Annotated in this window: 14 protein-coding genes; 11 read left to right on the top strand and 3 right to left on the bottom strand. The window is 35.4% G+C overall.

All coding sequences use genetic code 11. The features are described from left to right. Window positions 1-43: 43 nt before the first annotated feature. Both AC4BB2_RS08075 and AC4BB2_RS08070 read left to right on the top strand, forming a co-directional pair. Entirely contained in the window at window positions 44-1,006 is a 963-nt protein-coding gene (locus tag AC4BB2_RS08075) for an aromatic acid exporter family protein (protein WP_490472432.1), read from the top strand. A 210-nt stretch (window positions 1,007-1,216) separates the two neighbouring features. Continuing rightward, window positions 1,217-1,723, top strand: a complete 507-nt coding sequence (locus AC4BB2_RS08070; protein ID WP_490472431.1) for an HD domain-containing protein — start codon at window positions 1,217-1,219, stop codon at window positions 1,721-1,723. Between the two features lie 63 nt (window positions 1,724-1,786). On the opposite strand, the gene AC4BB2_RS08065 is transcribed toward AC4BB2_RS08070, so the two are convergent. Further along, a complete protein-coding gene (locus AC4BB2_RS08065) occupies window positions 1,787-3,142 on the bottom strand; it encodes an MATE family efflux transporter (protein ID WP_490472430.1) in 1,356 nt (451 codons plus the stop codon). 252 nt (window positions 3,143-3,394) lie between these two features. Here AC4BB2_RS08065 and AC4BB2_RS08060 point away from each other — a divergent pair, with 252 nt between their 5' ends. The 5 genes from AC4BB2_RS08060 (at window position 3,395) to recQ (ending at window position 9,835) form a co-directional block, all read left to right on the top strand. Next, window positions 3,395-4,663 carry a voltage-gated chloride channel family protein gene (locus AC4BB2_RS08060; RefSeq protein ID WP_490472429.1) on the top strand — a complete coding sequence of 423 codons (1,269 nt, stop codon included), beginning with the start codon at window positions 3,395-3,397 and terminating at the stop codon, window positions 4,661-4,663. A 56-nt stretch (window positions 4,664-4,719) separates the two neighbouring features. After that, the gene (locus tag AC4BB2_RS08055; RefSeq protein ID WP_490472428.1) at window positions 4,720-4,998 is read left to right on the top strand and encodes a UPF0223 family protein; all 279 of its coding nucleotides are present in this window, start codon (window positions 4,720-4,722) and stop codon (window positions 4,996-4,998) included. A 1-nt stretch (window position 4,999) separates the two neighbouring features. Further along, window positions 5,000-5,782 carry an inositol monophosphatase family protein gene (locus tag AC4BB2_RS08050; RefSeq protein ID WP_490472427.1) on the top strand — a complete coding sequence of 261 codons (783 nt, stop codon included), beginning with the start codon at window positions 5,000-5,002 and terminating at the stop codon, window positions 5,780-5,782. A gap of 196 nt (window positions 5,783-5,978) precedes the next feature. Next, the gene (gene typA, locus AC4BB2_RS08045) at window positions 5,979-7,805 is read left to right on the top strand and encodes a translational GTPase TypA (protein ID WP_490472426.1); all 1,827 of its coding nucleotides are present in this window, start codon (window positions 5,979-5,981) and stop codon (window positions 7,803-7,805) included. Window positions 7,806-8,062: 257 nt separating this feature from the next. Next, window positions 8,063-9,835 (top strand): DNA helicase RecQ, encoded by a 1,773-nt coding sequence (recQ, locus tag AC4BB2_RS08040; protein WP_490472425.1) that lies wholly within the window; start codon window positions 8,063-8,065, stop codon window positions 9,833-9,835. Between the two features lie 107 nt (window positions 9,836-9,942). On the opposite strand, the gene AC4BB2_RS08035 is transcribed toward recQ, so the two are convergent. Both AC4BB2_RS08035 and AC4BB2_RS08030 read right to left on the bottom strand, forming a co-directional pair. Further along, window positions 9,943-10,800 carry a PhzF family phenazine biosynthesis protein gene (locus AC4BB2_RS08035; RefSeq protein WP_490472424.1) on the bottom strand — a complete coding sequence of 286 codons (858 nt, stop codon included), beginning with the start codon at window positions 10,798-10,800 and terminating at the stop codon, window positions 9,943-9,945. A gap of 158 nt (window positions 10,801-10,958) precedes the next feature. Further along, the gene (locus tag AC4BB2_RS08030) at window positions 10,959-11,738 is read right to left on the bottom strand and encodes an ABC transporter ATP-binding protein (protein WP_490472423.1); all 780 of its coding nucleotides are present in this window, start codon (window positions 11,736-11,738) and stop codon (window positions 10,959-10,961) included. Window positions 11,739-11,895: 157 nt separating this feature from the next. On the opposite strand from AC4BB2_RS08030, the gene AC4BB2_RS08025 reads away from it, so the two are divergent. The 4 genes from AC4BB2_RS08025 (at window position 11,896) to AC4BB2_RS08010 (ending at window position 15,193) form a co-directional block, all read left to right on the top strand. Then, window positions 11,896-12,465: a YceD family protein gene (locus tag AC4BB2_RS08025; RefSeq protein WP_490472422.1), complete on the top strand. Its 570-nt coding sequence runs from the start codon at window positions 11,896-11,898 to the stop codon at window positions 12,463-12,465. Window positions 12,466-12,521: 56 nt separating this feature from the next. Beyond that, entirely contained in the window at window positions 12,522-12,701 is a 180-nt protein-coding gene (gene rpmF / locus AC4BB2_RS08020) for a 50S ribosomal protein L32 (RefSeq protein WP_069634653.1), read from the top strand. 235 nt (window positions 12,702-12,936) lie between these two features. After that, window positions 12,937-14,358: an NADP-dependent phosphogluconate dehydrogenase gene (gene gnd, locus AC4BB2_RS08015; RefSeq protein ID WP_490472421.1), complete on the top strand. Its 1,422-nt coding sequence runs from the start codon at window positions 12,937-12,939 to the stop codon at window positions 14,356-14,358. A gap of 148 nt (window positions 14,359-14,506) precedes the next feature. Next, window positions 14,507-15,193: a response regulator transcription factor gene (locus AC4BB2_RS08010; protein WP_069634651.1), complete on the top strand. Its 687-nt coding sequence runs from the start codon at window positions 14,507-14,509 to the stop codon at window positions 15,191-15,193. Window positions 15,194-15,202 lie beyond the last annotated feature (9 nt).

Here is a 15,202-nt window from a genome sequence, read left to right as displayed (position 1 = left end):
AGTATTAATACCAAAGATTAACGATTTTGTGAGGAGCAGTCATATGAAAATTGGATTACGAACAATCAAAACAGCAGTAAGCGCGACGTTATCAATGATTGTTGCGGGAAGTTTTGGGCTATTGTACCCTGCATCTGCAGGTATCATTTCTGTATTGAGTGTGACCAATACGAAGAAGACGTCTTTATTGACAGGAGTTTATCGACTACTTTCTTTAGCTTTAGCTACGGTTATTGCCTATATTTGTTTCACTATTATAGGATTTAATGCCATTGCATTTGGTGTCTACTTACTTTTATTTATTCCAGGAGCGGTTTATTTTAAGCTGTCAGATGGGATTGTTGTAAGTTCAGTTTTAGTGACTCAATATCTAGTGGAAAAAGATTTATCTTGGATGATTATAGGGAATGAATTTCTGTTGATGACCATTGGTGTTGGGTTTGCTCTACTCATGAATTTATACATGCCCGATACTGAAAAACGCTTGAAAGAAGATCAAGAAGTAATTGAAACGATGTTCAGAAAGATTTTAAATAATATGGCAGAATATCTCAATCACCATGGAAAAGAAAGAAACTTATTTGAAAAATGTAATGACTTGAAAGCCTTCATACGGACAGGAGAAAATTGGGCAAAAAAACATGCTGAAAATCAATTAATCTCTTCAAATCATTATTATATAGAATATTTTACGATGCGACGGATGCAAAGTAATAGTTTAAAAGATATGCTCAATATTTTGAACGACATCACAGTTGAACCTGAACAAGTGGGGAATATTCAAGAATTATTGCAGTATACAGCAGAAACTTTTGCTGAAAATAACGATGGACAAGACATTTTAGATAAAATTACTGAAGTATATGACATCTATCGAAAAAAGGAACTACCTAAAACAAGAGAAGAATTTGAAAATCGAGCGAAATTATTTCAGTTGTTGCAAGTATTTCAATCATTTATAGAGATTAAAGCAGAATTTGCTAAACATCAACATGAACAAGAGTAACGTTAAGAAAACGAGTGTTTCGTATGTTTGCCATTTAAGTAAATATAGAAATAATTATAAAGCAAATATTAAACTTTAGTTACGGAATTCAAAAATCCTAGTATTTTGAAAATCAAGGTGCTATACTTTCATCAAATTAAAAAAAGACTTTATCTTAAATTCGTAAATAATAAAAACATATAAGTCTCTAAAAAGGTGGAACCAGAATTAATGACTGAAAAATGGCGTGAAGATCAAGAATATATGTCTTATGTAGAAGATTTGTTGGAAGCAGAAGAAGTACAGCGTTTAGGTAACTATACGCAGCACGTTCACTCAACTCGTTTAGATCATTCAATCAGCGTTTCTTATTATAGTTATAAACTAGCTAAAAAATGGAATGGCAATGCTAGAGCAACCGCTCGTGCGGGACTGTTACACGATTTGTTTTATTATGATTGGCGTACAACTAAGTTTGACGAAGGTTCTCATGCCTATATGCACCCAAGAATCGCTGTGAAAAATGCAGAGAAATTAACGGAACTTTCAGATTTAGAACGTGATATTATCATCAAACATATGTGGGGCGCTACAATTGCTCCGCCAAAATACAAAGAAAGCTACATCGTTACAATGGTAGATAAGTATTGTGCGGTGAAAGAAGCTTCTGAGCCGATGACGACTTCAATAAAAAATAAATGGCGTCAGTATTTTGGTAGAAAAGAATCAGTACAATAAAAAAATCGATCGATTTTCTTTTTGAGAATCGGTCGATTTTTTTGTAGAGAAATAAGGAAATAACTAGTTCAATTCAAGTTCTTGTTCATACTCTAATTTTTTTAAATGCTTCATTGCTTTGAAATAAGAAGCTAGCAAAACAATTACAGAACCAGCCCAAGCAAGTGGAGAGGCTAAAGCTGCTCCGACAAATCCTAAAGAGGCTGTTAAAAAAATAGCTGCAAATGATCGCATAATCAATTCCATAATCCCAGCTATTGTTGGTATCACACTTTGACCAAGACCTTGAAGCGTATAGCGAATAATAAACAAGATTGCCAACAACCAATACATACTGCCATTTACATTAAAATAGGTTTGAGACAACTGAAGAACCTCAGTTTCTTTTCCGCTGACAAAAAGCGTAACTAGATTTTGTCCAAAGATAATAACAATTCCTCCGGCCAAAAGACTAAAGCCAATACTCATTATTAAGCACTGATTAACGCCTTGCAAAATTCGTTTATACTTTTTAGCACCAAAATTTTGGGCAGTGAAAGTTGCCATAGCGATACCAAATGACATCATTGGTTGCGTCGCAAATTGTTCGATTTTTCCAGAAGCTGCTTGAGCGGCCACTACATCTGTGCCCAAACTATTTAAAGCTGCCTGTAAGATGATTGCACCAATTGCAATGATTGATGACTGAAAAGCCATAGGCAACGCAATGTTTAAATGAACACGAAAGTCATGTCTATCAATAGAAAAATCTTTCTTACGTAATTGAAGATTAGGGATTTTCCAGCGAATATAAAGTACACACAAAACACTTGAAATGATTTGTGCTGTAACCGTGGCTATCCCAGCGCCAGCAACCCCCATATGAAAATTGATAATTAAAATCAAATCTAAAACAACGTTAATAATACTAGCAATAATTAAAAATAGAAGCGGTGTCCGGCTGTCTCCTAAAGCACGAATCACATTTGATAGAAGATTAAAAGCCATTGCAGCAAAAATGCCAAGAAAAATAATCGAAATAAATGTCTGAGCATCATCAATAATTTCTTTAGGTGTCTGCATAAGTAAAAGCATGGGACGAACAAAGATCAAACTTAAAGCAGTTAAGACAATCGTCACGATTGCACTAATGATAATGCCAGTAGCAAAACTTTTTTTCACACCGCGATAATCTTGGCCGCCAAAACGTTGTGACGTTATAATGGATAAGCCAGCCGTTAAACCTTGTGCAAAACCGATAATCAAAAAAGTAATGCTGCCAGTAGAACCAACAGCTGCTAGAGCATCTTTTCCTAACGTTTGACCAACGATAATCATGTCAGCCATATTGTAAAACTGTTGGAAAATATTACCAATCAATAGAGGGATCGTAAATAAAAATAGTAGTTTTGCAGGATTCCCATGTGTTAATTCTTTCAATGAAAACATCCTTTCATCTTTGAGAGAACAATCTGTTACTCGATTTTCTCTACAGCTTTAACAGGAAACAACAATATAAAGTTTGATAAATTTAATAGGAAAATAAAAAAATTTCCTATTTATAGTAGCACATTTTTTTTGTTTTACAAGATTAGGATTCAATTTTTTAGCAAAAACTATTATAATTTACCAGTATAGATTTCAGAAGTGGTATTATAGAATAGTCAATATGTTTTTAAGGAGCTGAAAAGAATGGAAGACAAAATACATACACCAGTTAAGATAGGCGTATATATGACTAAGTGGTTAGTGATTGCATCATTGATCGGCTTGTTTATGGGAGCCTTGTCAGCATTTTTTCTGAAAAGTTTAGATGTAGTGACAAAAATGAGGCTTGATAATCCTTGGCTTTTGTTTTTGTTACCATTCGGTGGCGCTATTTTTGCTTTTTTATATAAAAAATTCGGTGGAAATTCGATTCGAGGGAATAACCTTGTAATTGATCAAGCAAATGGTGAACAAGAAAATATTCCTTTGCGCTTAATTCCTTTAACGTTATTTGGGACAATTACGACACACTTGTTTGGCGGTTCAGTTGGTAGAGAAGGAACAGCTGTACAAATGGGGGGAACAGTAGCAGATGCTGTAGGTCGGCTTTTTCGTTTAGATAAAGTTGAAAGAGAAATCGTAATTATTAGTGGAATCAGTGCAGGGTTTAGCTCTGTGTTTGGCACACCTTTGGCAGGGACGATTTTTGGATTGGAAGTTTTAGTGATTGGCCGTTTGCGATCAGATGGACTTTTCCCTAGCTTTTTTGCTGCATTTTTTGCTAATTTTGTGACTGAATCTTTTGGTGTAACGCATACGCATTATGCCATTGGACAAATTCCCAGTTGGTCCTTGTTATTGTTTGTTAAAATAGTGATTGCTGGTATTTGTTTTGGCGTGATTGGTTGGGTATTTAGTCGATCAATCGTGTTTCTTAAAAAGGTTTATGCTAACTGGTTTGAAAATGTTGTTTTTCGAAATTTCATTGGTGGAGCTGTTGTAGTGGTGGCTGTTTTTATTTTACAAACTCATCGTTATTTGGGACTAAGCCTACCATTGTTAAAGGATGCATTTAACGGTGATAGCCTCTGGTTTGATTTTTTAGGTAAGCTTTTTTTCACGGTGTTATCATTAGGAGCGGGGTTTCAGGGTGGAGAAGTGACTCCTTTATTTGAAATTGGCGCAACTTTAGGTAGCAGTTTAGCAATGGTTCTTCATCTTTCTATTCCGTTTTTAGCAGGATTAGGCTTTATTGGTGTTTTTTCTGGAGCGACGAATACGCCGATTGCTTGCTTTATTATGGGCATCGAGTTGTTTGGCAGTGAGGCGGCATTATTTTTATTTATGATTTGTTTGATTAGTTACATGTGTTCAGGAAATGCTGGGATTTATTCTGCTCAAAAAGTAGAAGTAGAAAAAGGTGTTTTATTCTTGCCGATTTTGGGAAACTTTAAAAGGAAGAAAACAGAGTAACAGGTCATAGCAATATATTTTAGACGTTATTAAATAGTAGACAATGAGGTGAAAACATGAAAGACTATCAATACCCCTTAGATTTAGATTGGTCGACAGATGAAATGGTGATTGTTACTAATATGTGGTCAGCGGTGGAAGAAGCCAATGAAGCAGGGATCGATACAGGTGTTTTTTTGAATAAATACAAAGCATTTAAAACGGTGGTCAAAAGTATTGGAGAAGAAAAGCGCTTAGGCAATGAATTTCAAAAAGCATCTGGTTATTCGCTATATCGAACGGTTCAGCAAGCTAAAAAACAAGAATCAGGTAGATTGAAACTAGGAGTTGGCTAAAATGACAACTGAAAAAATGATCATTGAAATCAAAGAATGGTTAAACGAAGCAGCTGGTTATATCCGAGTGAGCCTAACCAATCAGCTAACTGTATCACAAAAATCTGGAAGAACAGATTTAGTTACAAATATTGATGAAGAAACACAAGCTTTTTTTATTAATAAAATCAATCAACATTATCCAGAAGATCGAATTTTAGCAGAGGAAAAAGAATTTAGTACGATTGATTCGCTATCTGGACGTGTTTGGATCATTGATCCAATCGATGGTACGATGAATTTTGTGATGGAACAGGAAAATTTTTGTATTATGATTGCTGTTTTTGAAGAAGGTGTTGGACAGCTTGGGTTTATTTACGATGTGATGAAAGACGAATTATATTGGGGTGGTAAAAACCGTGGTGTCTTTTTGAATGATCAGAAAATGACTGCTCCAAAGAATCTATCTTTATCGGAAGGTTTGTTGGGAATGAATGCTTATATGTACGGCGAAAATATTTATTCTGCAAAAGAAATTGGTCGTGCAAGTATGGGTGTGAGAATTAGCGGTTGTGCTGGGGTTGAACTAATTGCGATGCTAAAAGGAAATCACATTGGCTATCTTTCTAATTTAAGCCCGTGGGATTATGCTGCAGGTTTGGTTTTAATAGAAGAATTTGGGTTTAAATACTCTAATTTGAATGGAAGTCCTTTGTCCTTTTCAAAGAGAGAGTATTTTTTAGCAGCAACACCTAAAGCATACGAAGAGATTCAAAATCATATAGCTAGTGAAACGTTAAGCTAAAAAAAGCAAAATCTATAGAAAGAATCGTTGATTTTTTTCGGAAATTGTGTTACTTTTTCAAAAAATAGTAATAAAATATGAAATTTTCATAACTTTTGAAAGCTTTAGACTATATTTCATGAAAAAAATTTGGTATAATAAAAAGTCGGATTTAATGAACAAGTGACGTAAGGCAAAAGGATAAGGAGCAATTACATTGAAATACAGAGAAGATATTAGAAACGTGGCAATCATCGCCCACGTCGATCATGGTAAAACAACATTAGTAGATGAATTATTAAAGCAATCAGATACTTTAGATGGACACACACAATTACAAGAACGTGCGATGGATTCAAATGCTATTGAAAGCGAACGTGGAATCACGATTTTAGCTAAAAATACAGCAGTTGATTACAAAGGCACTCGTATCAACATTTTGGATACACCTGGACACGCGGACTTCGGTGGTGAAGTTGAGCGTATCATGAAAATGGTCGATGGTGTAGTTTTAGTTGTTGATGCCTACGAAGGAACGATGCCTCAAACTCGTTTCGTATTGAAAAAAGCATTGGAACAAAAAGTAACACCAATCGTTGTTGTAAATAAAATTGATAAACCTTCAGCGCGTCCTGAACACGTTGTTGATGAAGTCTTAGAATTATTTATCGAATTAGGTGCGGATGATGAGCAATTGGATTTCCCAGTTATTTATGCATCAGCTTTAAATGGAACTTCAAGCGATTCTGATAACCCAGAAGACCAAGAACCAACAATGGCACCAATTTTTGATCAAATCATTGAACACGTACCAGCACCAATTGATAATTCAGATGAACCATTACAATTCCAAGTATCATTATTAGACTACAATGATTACGTTGGACGTATTGGTATCGGCCGTGTGTTCCGTGGAACAATGAAAGTTGGCGACCAAGTTGCTTTAATGAAATTAGATGGTAGCGTGAAAAACTTCCGTGTTACTAAAATCTTTGGTTTCTTTGGATTACAACGTGTTGAAATCAATGAAGCAAAAGCAGGCGATTTAATTGCCGTTTCTGGTATGGAAGATATCTTTGTTGGTGAAACAGTTGCAGACGTAGCACACCAAGAAGCGTTACCAATCTTGCACATCGATGAACCAACATTGCAAATGACCTTTTTAGTAAACAACTCGCCGTTTGCCGGTCGTGAAGGTAAATACGTAACTTCTCGTAAAATCGAAGAACGTTTAATGGCAGAATTACAAACAGATGTATCTCTACGTGTAGAACCAATCGGACCAGATTCATGGACAGTATCAGGTCGTGGCGAATTACATTTATCAATCTTGATTGAAAACATGCGTCGTGAAGGATACGAATTACAAGTATCTCGTCCAGAAGTTATTGAACGTGAAATCGAAGGCGTGAAATGTGAACCATTTGAACGTGTTCAAATTGATACACCAGAAGAGTACATGGGTAGCGTTATCGAGTCATTAAGCTTACGTAAAGGTGAAATGCAAGACATGATCCATACTGGTAATGGTCAAATTCGTTTGATCTTCTTAGCGCCAGCGCGTGGTTTGATTGGATATACAACTGAATTCTTGTCAATGACTCGCGGATACGGTATCATGCATCACACATTTGATCAATATCTACCTATGATTCAAGGGTCAATTGGCGGACGTCATCAAGGCGCGTTGGTATCTATTGATACAGGTAAAGCAACTACTTACAGTATCATGAGTATTGAAGAACGTGGAACAGTTTTTGTAGAACCTACAACTGATGTTTACGAAGGAATGATTATCGGTGAAAACAACCGTGATAATGACTTGACTGTAAATATCACAAGAGCAAAACAAATGACAAACGTTCGTTCTGCTAACAAAGACCAAACATCAGTAATCAAAAAAGCAAAAATCCTTACATTAGAAGAATCATTAGAGTTCTTGAATGAAGATGAATATTGTGAAGTAACACCAGAAAGCATTCGATTAAGAAAACAAATTCTTAATAAAAACGAACGCGAAAAAGCTAGTAAAAAGAAAAAATAGTTTAATAGACTAAGCAGATGGAGCAAAACTTAAATCGTTTTGTTCCATCTTTTTTTGTGGATAACTTTTAGTAAATAAGTCGAAAAATTGCGTATCTTATCTTAGAAAGCTTGAAAAATAAAGGTTTTAATTTTTAGAAAAAAAGCAGAGATGTTTCACACGGTGCGAATTGTTTCACGCTATAGGAAAAGCGCTCTTGAATTGGCTAATAGCCCATGCTAAAATAACTACCAGACACAAAGAACGGAGAGAATTTCATGATTGGCACTAAAGACTTATTAAAAGAAAAATTTGGATATGACGAATTTCGTCAAGGACAAGAAGAAATTATCAATCATGTTTTACATAAAGAAAATGTTTTAGGGATTATGCCTACAGGTGGTGGAAAGTCGATTTGCTACCAGTTGCCTGCACTGATGTTGGAAAATTTGACGTTAGTAATCTCACCACTGATTTCTTTAATGAAAGACCAAGTGGATGCGTTAAATATGATGGGGATCCCTGCAACATTTATTAATAGTACGATTTCTCAACAAGAGATGAATAATCGTGTTCAAATGGCTGTAAATCGTGAAGTTAAACTTTTATATGTGGCGCCAGAGCGTTTAGAATCTTTTGATTTTCAACAGTTATTGCTACACGTACCGATTGATTTATTGGCGGTTGACGAGGCACACTGTATCTCTCAATGGGGACATGATTTTCGCCCTAGCTATCTTCGTTTAGCTGAGATCATTGAACAATTTCAGCAACAGCCAACCGTGATTGCCTTAACTGCTACAGCTACACCTCAAGTAGCAGAAGATATCCTTCAACAATTGCACATCCCAAAAGACAATCAGATCCAAACAGGATTTGCTCGTGAGAATTTATCATTTCAAGTTGTTAAAGATCAGAATCGTGATGTGTTTCTTTTAGAGTACTTGAAGTTGAATCAAGGACAATCAGGTATCGTGTACGCTAGTACCAGAAAAGAAGTTGAACGGATCTATCACTTGCTTCAGAGTAAAAAAATTGCTGTTGGCAGGTATCATGGCGGGATGAACGAGAAAGAACGGAATCAAAATCAAGAACAGTTTTTATTTGATCAGATACAAGTGATGGTTGCGACAAATGCATTTGGTATGGGGATCAATAAAAGTAATGTGCGTTTTGTCATTCATGCTCAAATCCCTGGAAATATTGAGTCTTACTATCAAGAGGCGGGTCGGGCAGGCCGAGACGGATTACCAAGTGATGCCGTTTTACTTTATGCACCACAAGATTTGCAGATTCAACAATTTTTTATCGATCAATCGGAAATGACAATTGATTATAAGCAAAAAGAATATATGAAGTTAAGAGAAATGTCACAATATGCAAATGCACAAATGTGCTTGCAGAAGTTTATTTTACGTTATTTTGGAGAAAAAGGATCTGATTGCGGTCGTTGCTCTAATTGTTTAGACGAAAGAGAATTGGTCGATATCACTGTGGATGTCCAAAAAGTTTTATCTTGTGTGAAACGAATGGGTGAAAAATTTGGTAAAGGGTTAGTTGGAAAAGTATTAACTGGATCAAAAGACCAAAAAATCGATCAGTGGCATTTTGACCGTTTGCCTACCTATGGATTAATGAAAGATCGAACGCAAAAAGAAGTGAATCAATTGATTGACTATCTTACAGCTGAGAGATATTTGAATCCGTCTGATGGTCAATATCCTTTGTTGTCTGTGTCGCCGACAGGGGTTAAAGTCCTTTTAGGTCAGCAGACAGTTTTTAGAAAAGAAGATCAGCGTGTTAGAAAAGTTTCAGTAGTTAATGATGGCTTATTTGAAACGTTAAGAGAATTGAGGATGGATTTAGCACAAGAAGCAGGTGTACCGCCATATTTAATTTTCTCTGATAGTACATTGAAAGAAATGTGCGAAAAACTACCTAAAAATTCAATTCAATTACTACAAGTAAAAGGGGTAGGACAGAATAAGTTGGATAAGTATGGGGAGAAGTTTTTAACAGCGATTGAAAGATTTAAACAAACAGAAGAATAACTATCGTTATCTATTTGAATAGGTAGAAAAAAGCAGTTGGTAATTAAACCAGCTCCTTTTTGTCTACAGTATGAGGTTGAAAAAATATTTTTTCAACTTTTTTATTTTCACTTAGTGTTTTCTACATTTAAGCACTTGGTTTCACAATAGTAACCTTTGCCTCCAACGTAAACCTTTTCAATTTCATTTTTATTGTTGGTCACTAACCTAACTAATATTTCAGAAGGTGAGTCTAAAGAATAACCTTGTTCAAATACATAGACTTCTTTTTGCAAGTGTTGCTGTTTATAAAGGTAGCAAGCTAATGCACCATTTGAAGTTCCTGTGGCTGCTTCTTCATTGATGTCGAATAGTGGAGCGAAATTTCTACATATCATTCGATCGTCATTAAATGTATACAGATGCATCCCAACAACATTATAATGCTTGCTGATTTCTTGAATTTTTTTAAAATTAGGTTGCAGTTCATGTAAACATAGTTCGTTTTTTATAGGAATTAAAATATCTTTTAAACCAGTTGAAACAATTTGAATGGGAGATTTATTGTCTATAGCGTTAATGTCAAAGCAGTCGCTGAACTCGTTTGGAGAAAGAACATCATAGAATGTCGGTTTGTTTTGTTCCATGAATATGATGCCATCTTTTATGGTAATAGTAAGAACACCACTATTTGTTTCAATTGTATAGTGATTTCTGAAGAGTTTATTTAAATGCATCAGTATCGTGAAAGAGGCAATTGTGGCGTGACCACATAAATCAACTTCTTCTTTGGGAGTAAAATAGTCAAATTTATAATCAGCAATTTCCGATTCTGATATAAATGCGGTTTCTGCATAGCCTAGTTGTTTAGCAATTGTCATTTTTTGAGTAGTGTTCAATGTATTCTCAAACAGTACAACACCTGCTTTATTTCCTCCTTTATTATCCTTACTAAATCCACTTGCAACATAAACGGATATTTTCATACGATACCTGCCTTTCTCGCTTACTTATAGTGAGTTGTAGCATAGAGGTCACTACGTATAAATATTGATGGATACATTTGTTATAAAGTAAGAGACAAACTATTTTTTTCATCTGATTTTTCAAAAATAGTTTGTCTACATCATGGTGATTCCTTCTTTTATTTGGGATAAACAGCAAAACGATTATCTTTTAATGGAATAATTTGAATCGGTTCAGCATAAAAGGAAGCTAGCTTTTCTTCATTAAAAAGTTCTTTTTGTGTTCCTTCAGCGAAGATTGCTCCATTTTTTAGAAGCATTAAACGATTAAAACATGGGAGTATTTCTTCTGTGTGATGAGTGACATAAAGTAGCGTAGGATGATTTTCTTGCTCTGCGATCTGCTGAATCTGGGATAATAGCTTTTCTCTAGCAAATAAATCTAGCCCATTACAAGGTTCATCTAGAATCAATAATTCTGGATTAGTCATTAAGGCTCTGGAAATCAGAACTAATTGACGTTCCCCTTGAGATAAAACCTCATATCTTTTTCCGATGAGTGATTCACCACCAGCGTTTATTAAAATGTTTTTTGCTTGTTCTAACTCTTCTTGAGTATAACGCTGATAAATACCGATACTGGCAAATTTTCCGGAAAGAACAATTTTTTCAGCGGTTTCGCTATTTTTCATACGGTACTGCAACGCTGTGCTGACCCAACCAATTCTTCGTTGTAACTCTGGAATGGAAGCTTGACCAAATACCTGACCCAAAACCGTCAAGCGACCTTTGGACGGCCACAAATAACCACAAATCAATTGTAAAAGTAACGTCTTACCAGCGCCATTCAATCCAAGAATCGCCCAATTTTCAGCGGATCCAACTTTCCAGCTTACGTTATTTAACAATGTCTTTTTATCCCGAATAAAAGAGACATTTTCAAATTCAAATGCTTTCATACAACTCCTCCTTTTATTTATTTTACCATTAAAAATACAGAATAAAACCAAGAAGTTTTGAAAAAAATGAAAGAAGAAAATACTGTCAAGAAAATTTCATTGACAAAGCTTTCATCCCCCTGTATAATTGCTTTTGTTGCGTTATGAGGTGATGAATATGAAATGGTCTTTACTAGAACTAAACAAATACAAAGACAAACCATGTGAATTTTCAGAGACACTTGATTTAAAAACGTCCCTGATGAAAAGAGATGATCTGATTCTAGATGTTAGTCCTGTTAAAGCAACCGGGATATTAACTGTAGGAAAAGAAGAGTATTTGCTTCATTATAGAATAGATGTTATTGTAACAGTTCCATCTTCACGTTCGCTGACACCTGTTCCGCTAGCAATGACGATCGATGTTGATGAGGTCTTTATGACTCCTGAGCAATATCAGAGCAGAGATTTACGAATGCCTGATGAAGAAATCATCTTGTTGGAAAAACCAACGATTGATTTAGATGAGTCCGTCGAAGACAACATTCTTTTGTCTATTCCGATTCAAGTATTGTCAGAAGAAGAGCAAATAAGTCATGATATGCCAAAAGGCAATGACTGGGAAGTTCTATCAGAAGAAGATTACTTACAGAAAAGACAAGAAGAAGCACAACAAACAATGGATCCTCGTCTTGCTAAATTATCCGAATTATTCAGTGAAACATCTGATGAAGACGATAATCAGTAAGATTGGAATATATCGTGCATTTAATGCACGCATCTTTACAAGGAGGTGGAACACCAATGGCAGTACCAGCTAGAAGAACTTCAAAAGCTAAAAAGGGCAAACGCCGTACTCATTACAAATTAACAATCAAAGGTTTGAACGCATGTTCAAATTGTGGTGAAATGAGAAAAAGCCATCACGTATGTCCAGCATGTGGTCATTACGATGGAAAAGACGTAGTCTCTAAAGAAGCATAAAACATTTTTTTGAAAATGTTAAAATCCCCTAGGCTAACCATGGAGCCTAGGGGATTTATTTTGACTAGAAATACCCAAGCTAATTAATCAATCCATTGAATTGCAAGAACTATAAAAAAATAAAGAAGAATAAATCGAACTATTTTGTTTTCATATCAAGCATTCTACGTTATAATGATGTAGATTATAAGAAAATTCTAATGAACTTTTTTTTAAGATAGTGGGAGGATACAAGATGACAAAACAACAATTTGGCGTAGTCGGAATGGCCGTAATGGGAAAAAATTTAGCCTTAAATATCGAAAGTAGAGGGTACTCAGTTGCTCTATTTAACCGTACAGGTTCAAAAACAACAGATGTCGTAGAAGAGCATCCAGATAAAAATTTTAAAGCGACTTACACAATTGAAGAGTTTGTAGACTCTATTGAAAAACCACGTCGTATCATGTTGATGGTTCAAGCTGGTTTTGCAACAGATGCAACGATTCAAGAGTTATTGCCTCATTTAGATAAAGGGGATATTTTGATCGACGGTGGAAATACATTCTTTAAAGATACAATCCGTAGAAATGAAGAGTTAGCTAATTCAGGAATCAACTTTATCGGGACTGGTGTTTCAGGAGGGGAAGAAGGCGCATTAAAAGGACCTTCTATTATGCCTGGTGGTCAAAAAGAAGCGTATGAATTAGTTGCACCTATTTTAGAGAAAATTTCAGCAAAAGCAGAAGACGGCGAGCCATGTGTTACCTACATTGGTCCAAATGGCGCTGGTCACTATGTTAAAATGGTGCATAACGGGATTGAATATGGTGACATGCAATTGATTGCTGAATCATATGATTTAATGAAAAATATTCTTGGAGTTTCTGTTGATGAAATGGCTGAGATTTTCAAAGAATGGAATCAAGGCGAACTAGATAGCTATCTTGTAGAAATTACCGCTGATATTCTAACACGCAAGGACGACGAAGGAACAGGCAAACCAATCGTTGACGTAATTTTAGATGCTGCTGGAAATAAAGGAACAGGAAAATGGACAAGTCAAAGTGCGTTGGATTTAGGTGTTCCACTACCATTGATTACTGAATCTGTTTTTGCTCGTTTCATTTCTGCTTATAAAGATGAACGTGTTAAAGCAAGCAAAGTTTTAGCTAAACCAGCTAAAGTTGAATATCAAGGTGACAAAAAAGAATTGATCGAAAAAATTCGTGAAGCTCTTTACTTCAGTAAAATCATGAGCTACGCACAAGGATTCGCTCAATTACGTGTAGCTTCAGAAGATTATGATTGGGATTTACCTTTTGGTCAAATTGCTAAAATCTGGCGTGCAGGTTGTATCATCCGTGCTCAATTTTTACAAAAAATCACAGATGCATATGATAAAAACCCAACAATTGAGAACTTATTACTAGATGATTACTTTATCGAAATTACGAAAAAATACCAACAATCTGTTCGTGATGTTGTGTCAATCGCTGTTCAAGCAGGCGTTCCAGTTCCGACATTTGCTTCAGCAATTGCATACTACGATTCGTATCGTTCAGAACGTTTACCAGCTAATATCATTCAAGCACAAAGAGATTATTTTGGTGCTCATACGTATCAACGTGTTGATAAAGAAGGAACATACCACTATAGTTGGTATAACGAAGAATAATATGTTGAAGAGCCATGGGATTCAAAGATTTCTCATGGTTTTCTCTCCATTTTAGGTAAAAAATAGGTTGTTGCTAGCTTTTTAAGTTAAAAGTGGGTATAATGGGTAGGCTTTAAGATAGCTTTTAAAGAGAAAGGACAAATAACCAATGAGTAATATTCTAATTATTGAAGATGAAAAGAACTTAGCGCGTTTTGTAGAACTAGAACTGAAACATGAGGGTTACGTTGCAGAAGTTCACTACAATGGACGTACTGGTTTAGAAGCGGCTTTAAATAATGATTGGGATGCTATCCTTTTAGATTTGATGTTGCCTGAATTAAATGGGCTTGAAGTTTGTCGACGTATACGCCAAGTGAAAAATACACCAATCATCATGATGACTGCACGCGATTCTGTCATTGATCGAGTTTCAGGTTTAGATCATGGAGCGGACGATTACATTGTAAAACCATTCGCCATTGAAGAACTATTAGCTCGTTTACGTGCTTTACTTCGTCGAATTGACATCGAAGGTGACAAGAATGTGGCTAAACAAACTACGATTACTTACCGTGATTTAACGATTGAAAAAGAAAATCGTGTGGTACGTCGTAATTCTGAAATGATCGAATTAACGAAACGTGAGTATGAGCTATTACTAACATTAATGGAAAATGTCAATGTTGTTTTAGCGCGTGATGTATTATTAAACAAAGTTTGGGGATACGAAACAGAAGTTGAAACCAATGTTGTTGATGTGTATATCCGTTATCTACGTAATAAAATCGATGTTCCAGGTGAAGAAAGCTACATTCAAACCGTTCGTGGAACAGGATATGTGATGCGCTCGTGAAAGCAATAA

Source organism: Enterococcus sp. AAFC-DPL-5146 (assembly GCF_058216635.1).
The sequence above is the reverse complement of the archived record's forward strand: the minus strand, read 5'-3'. Positions and strand labels throughout refer to the sequence as shown.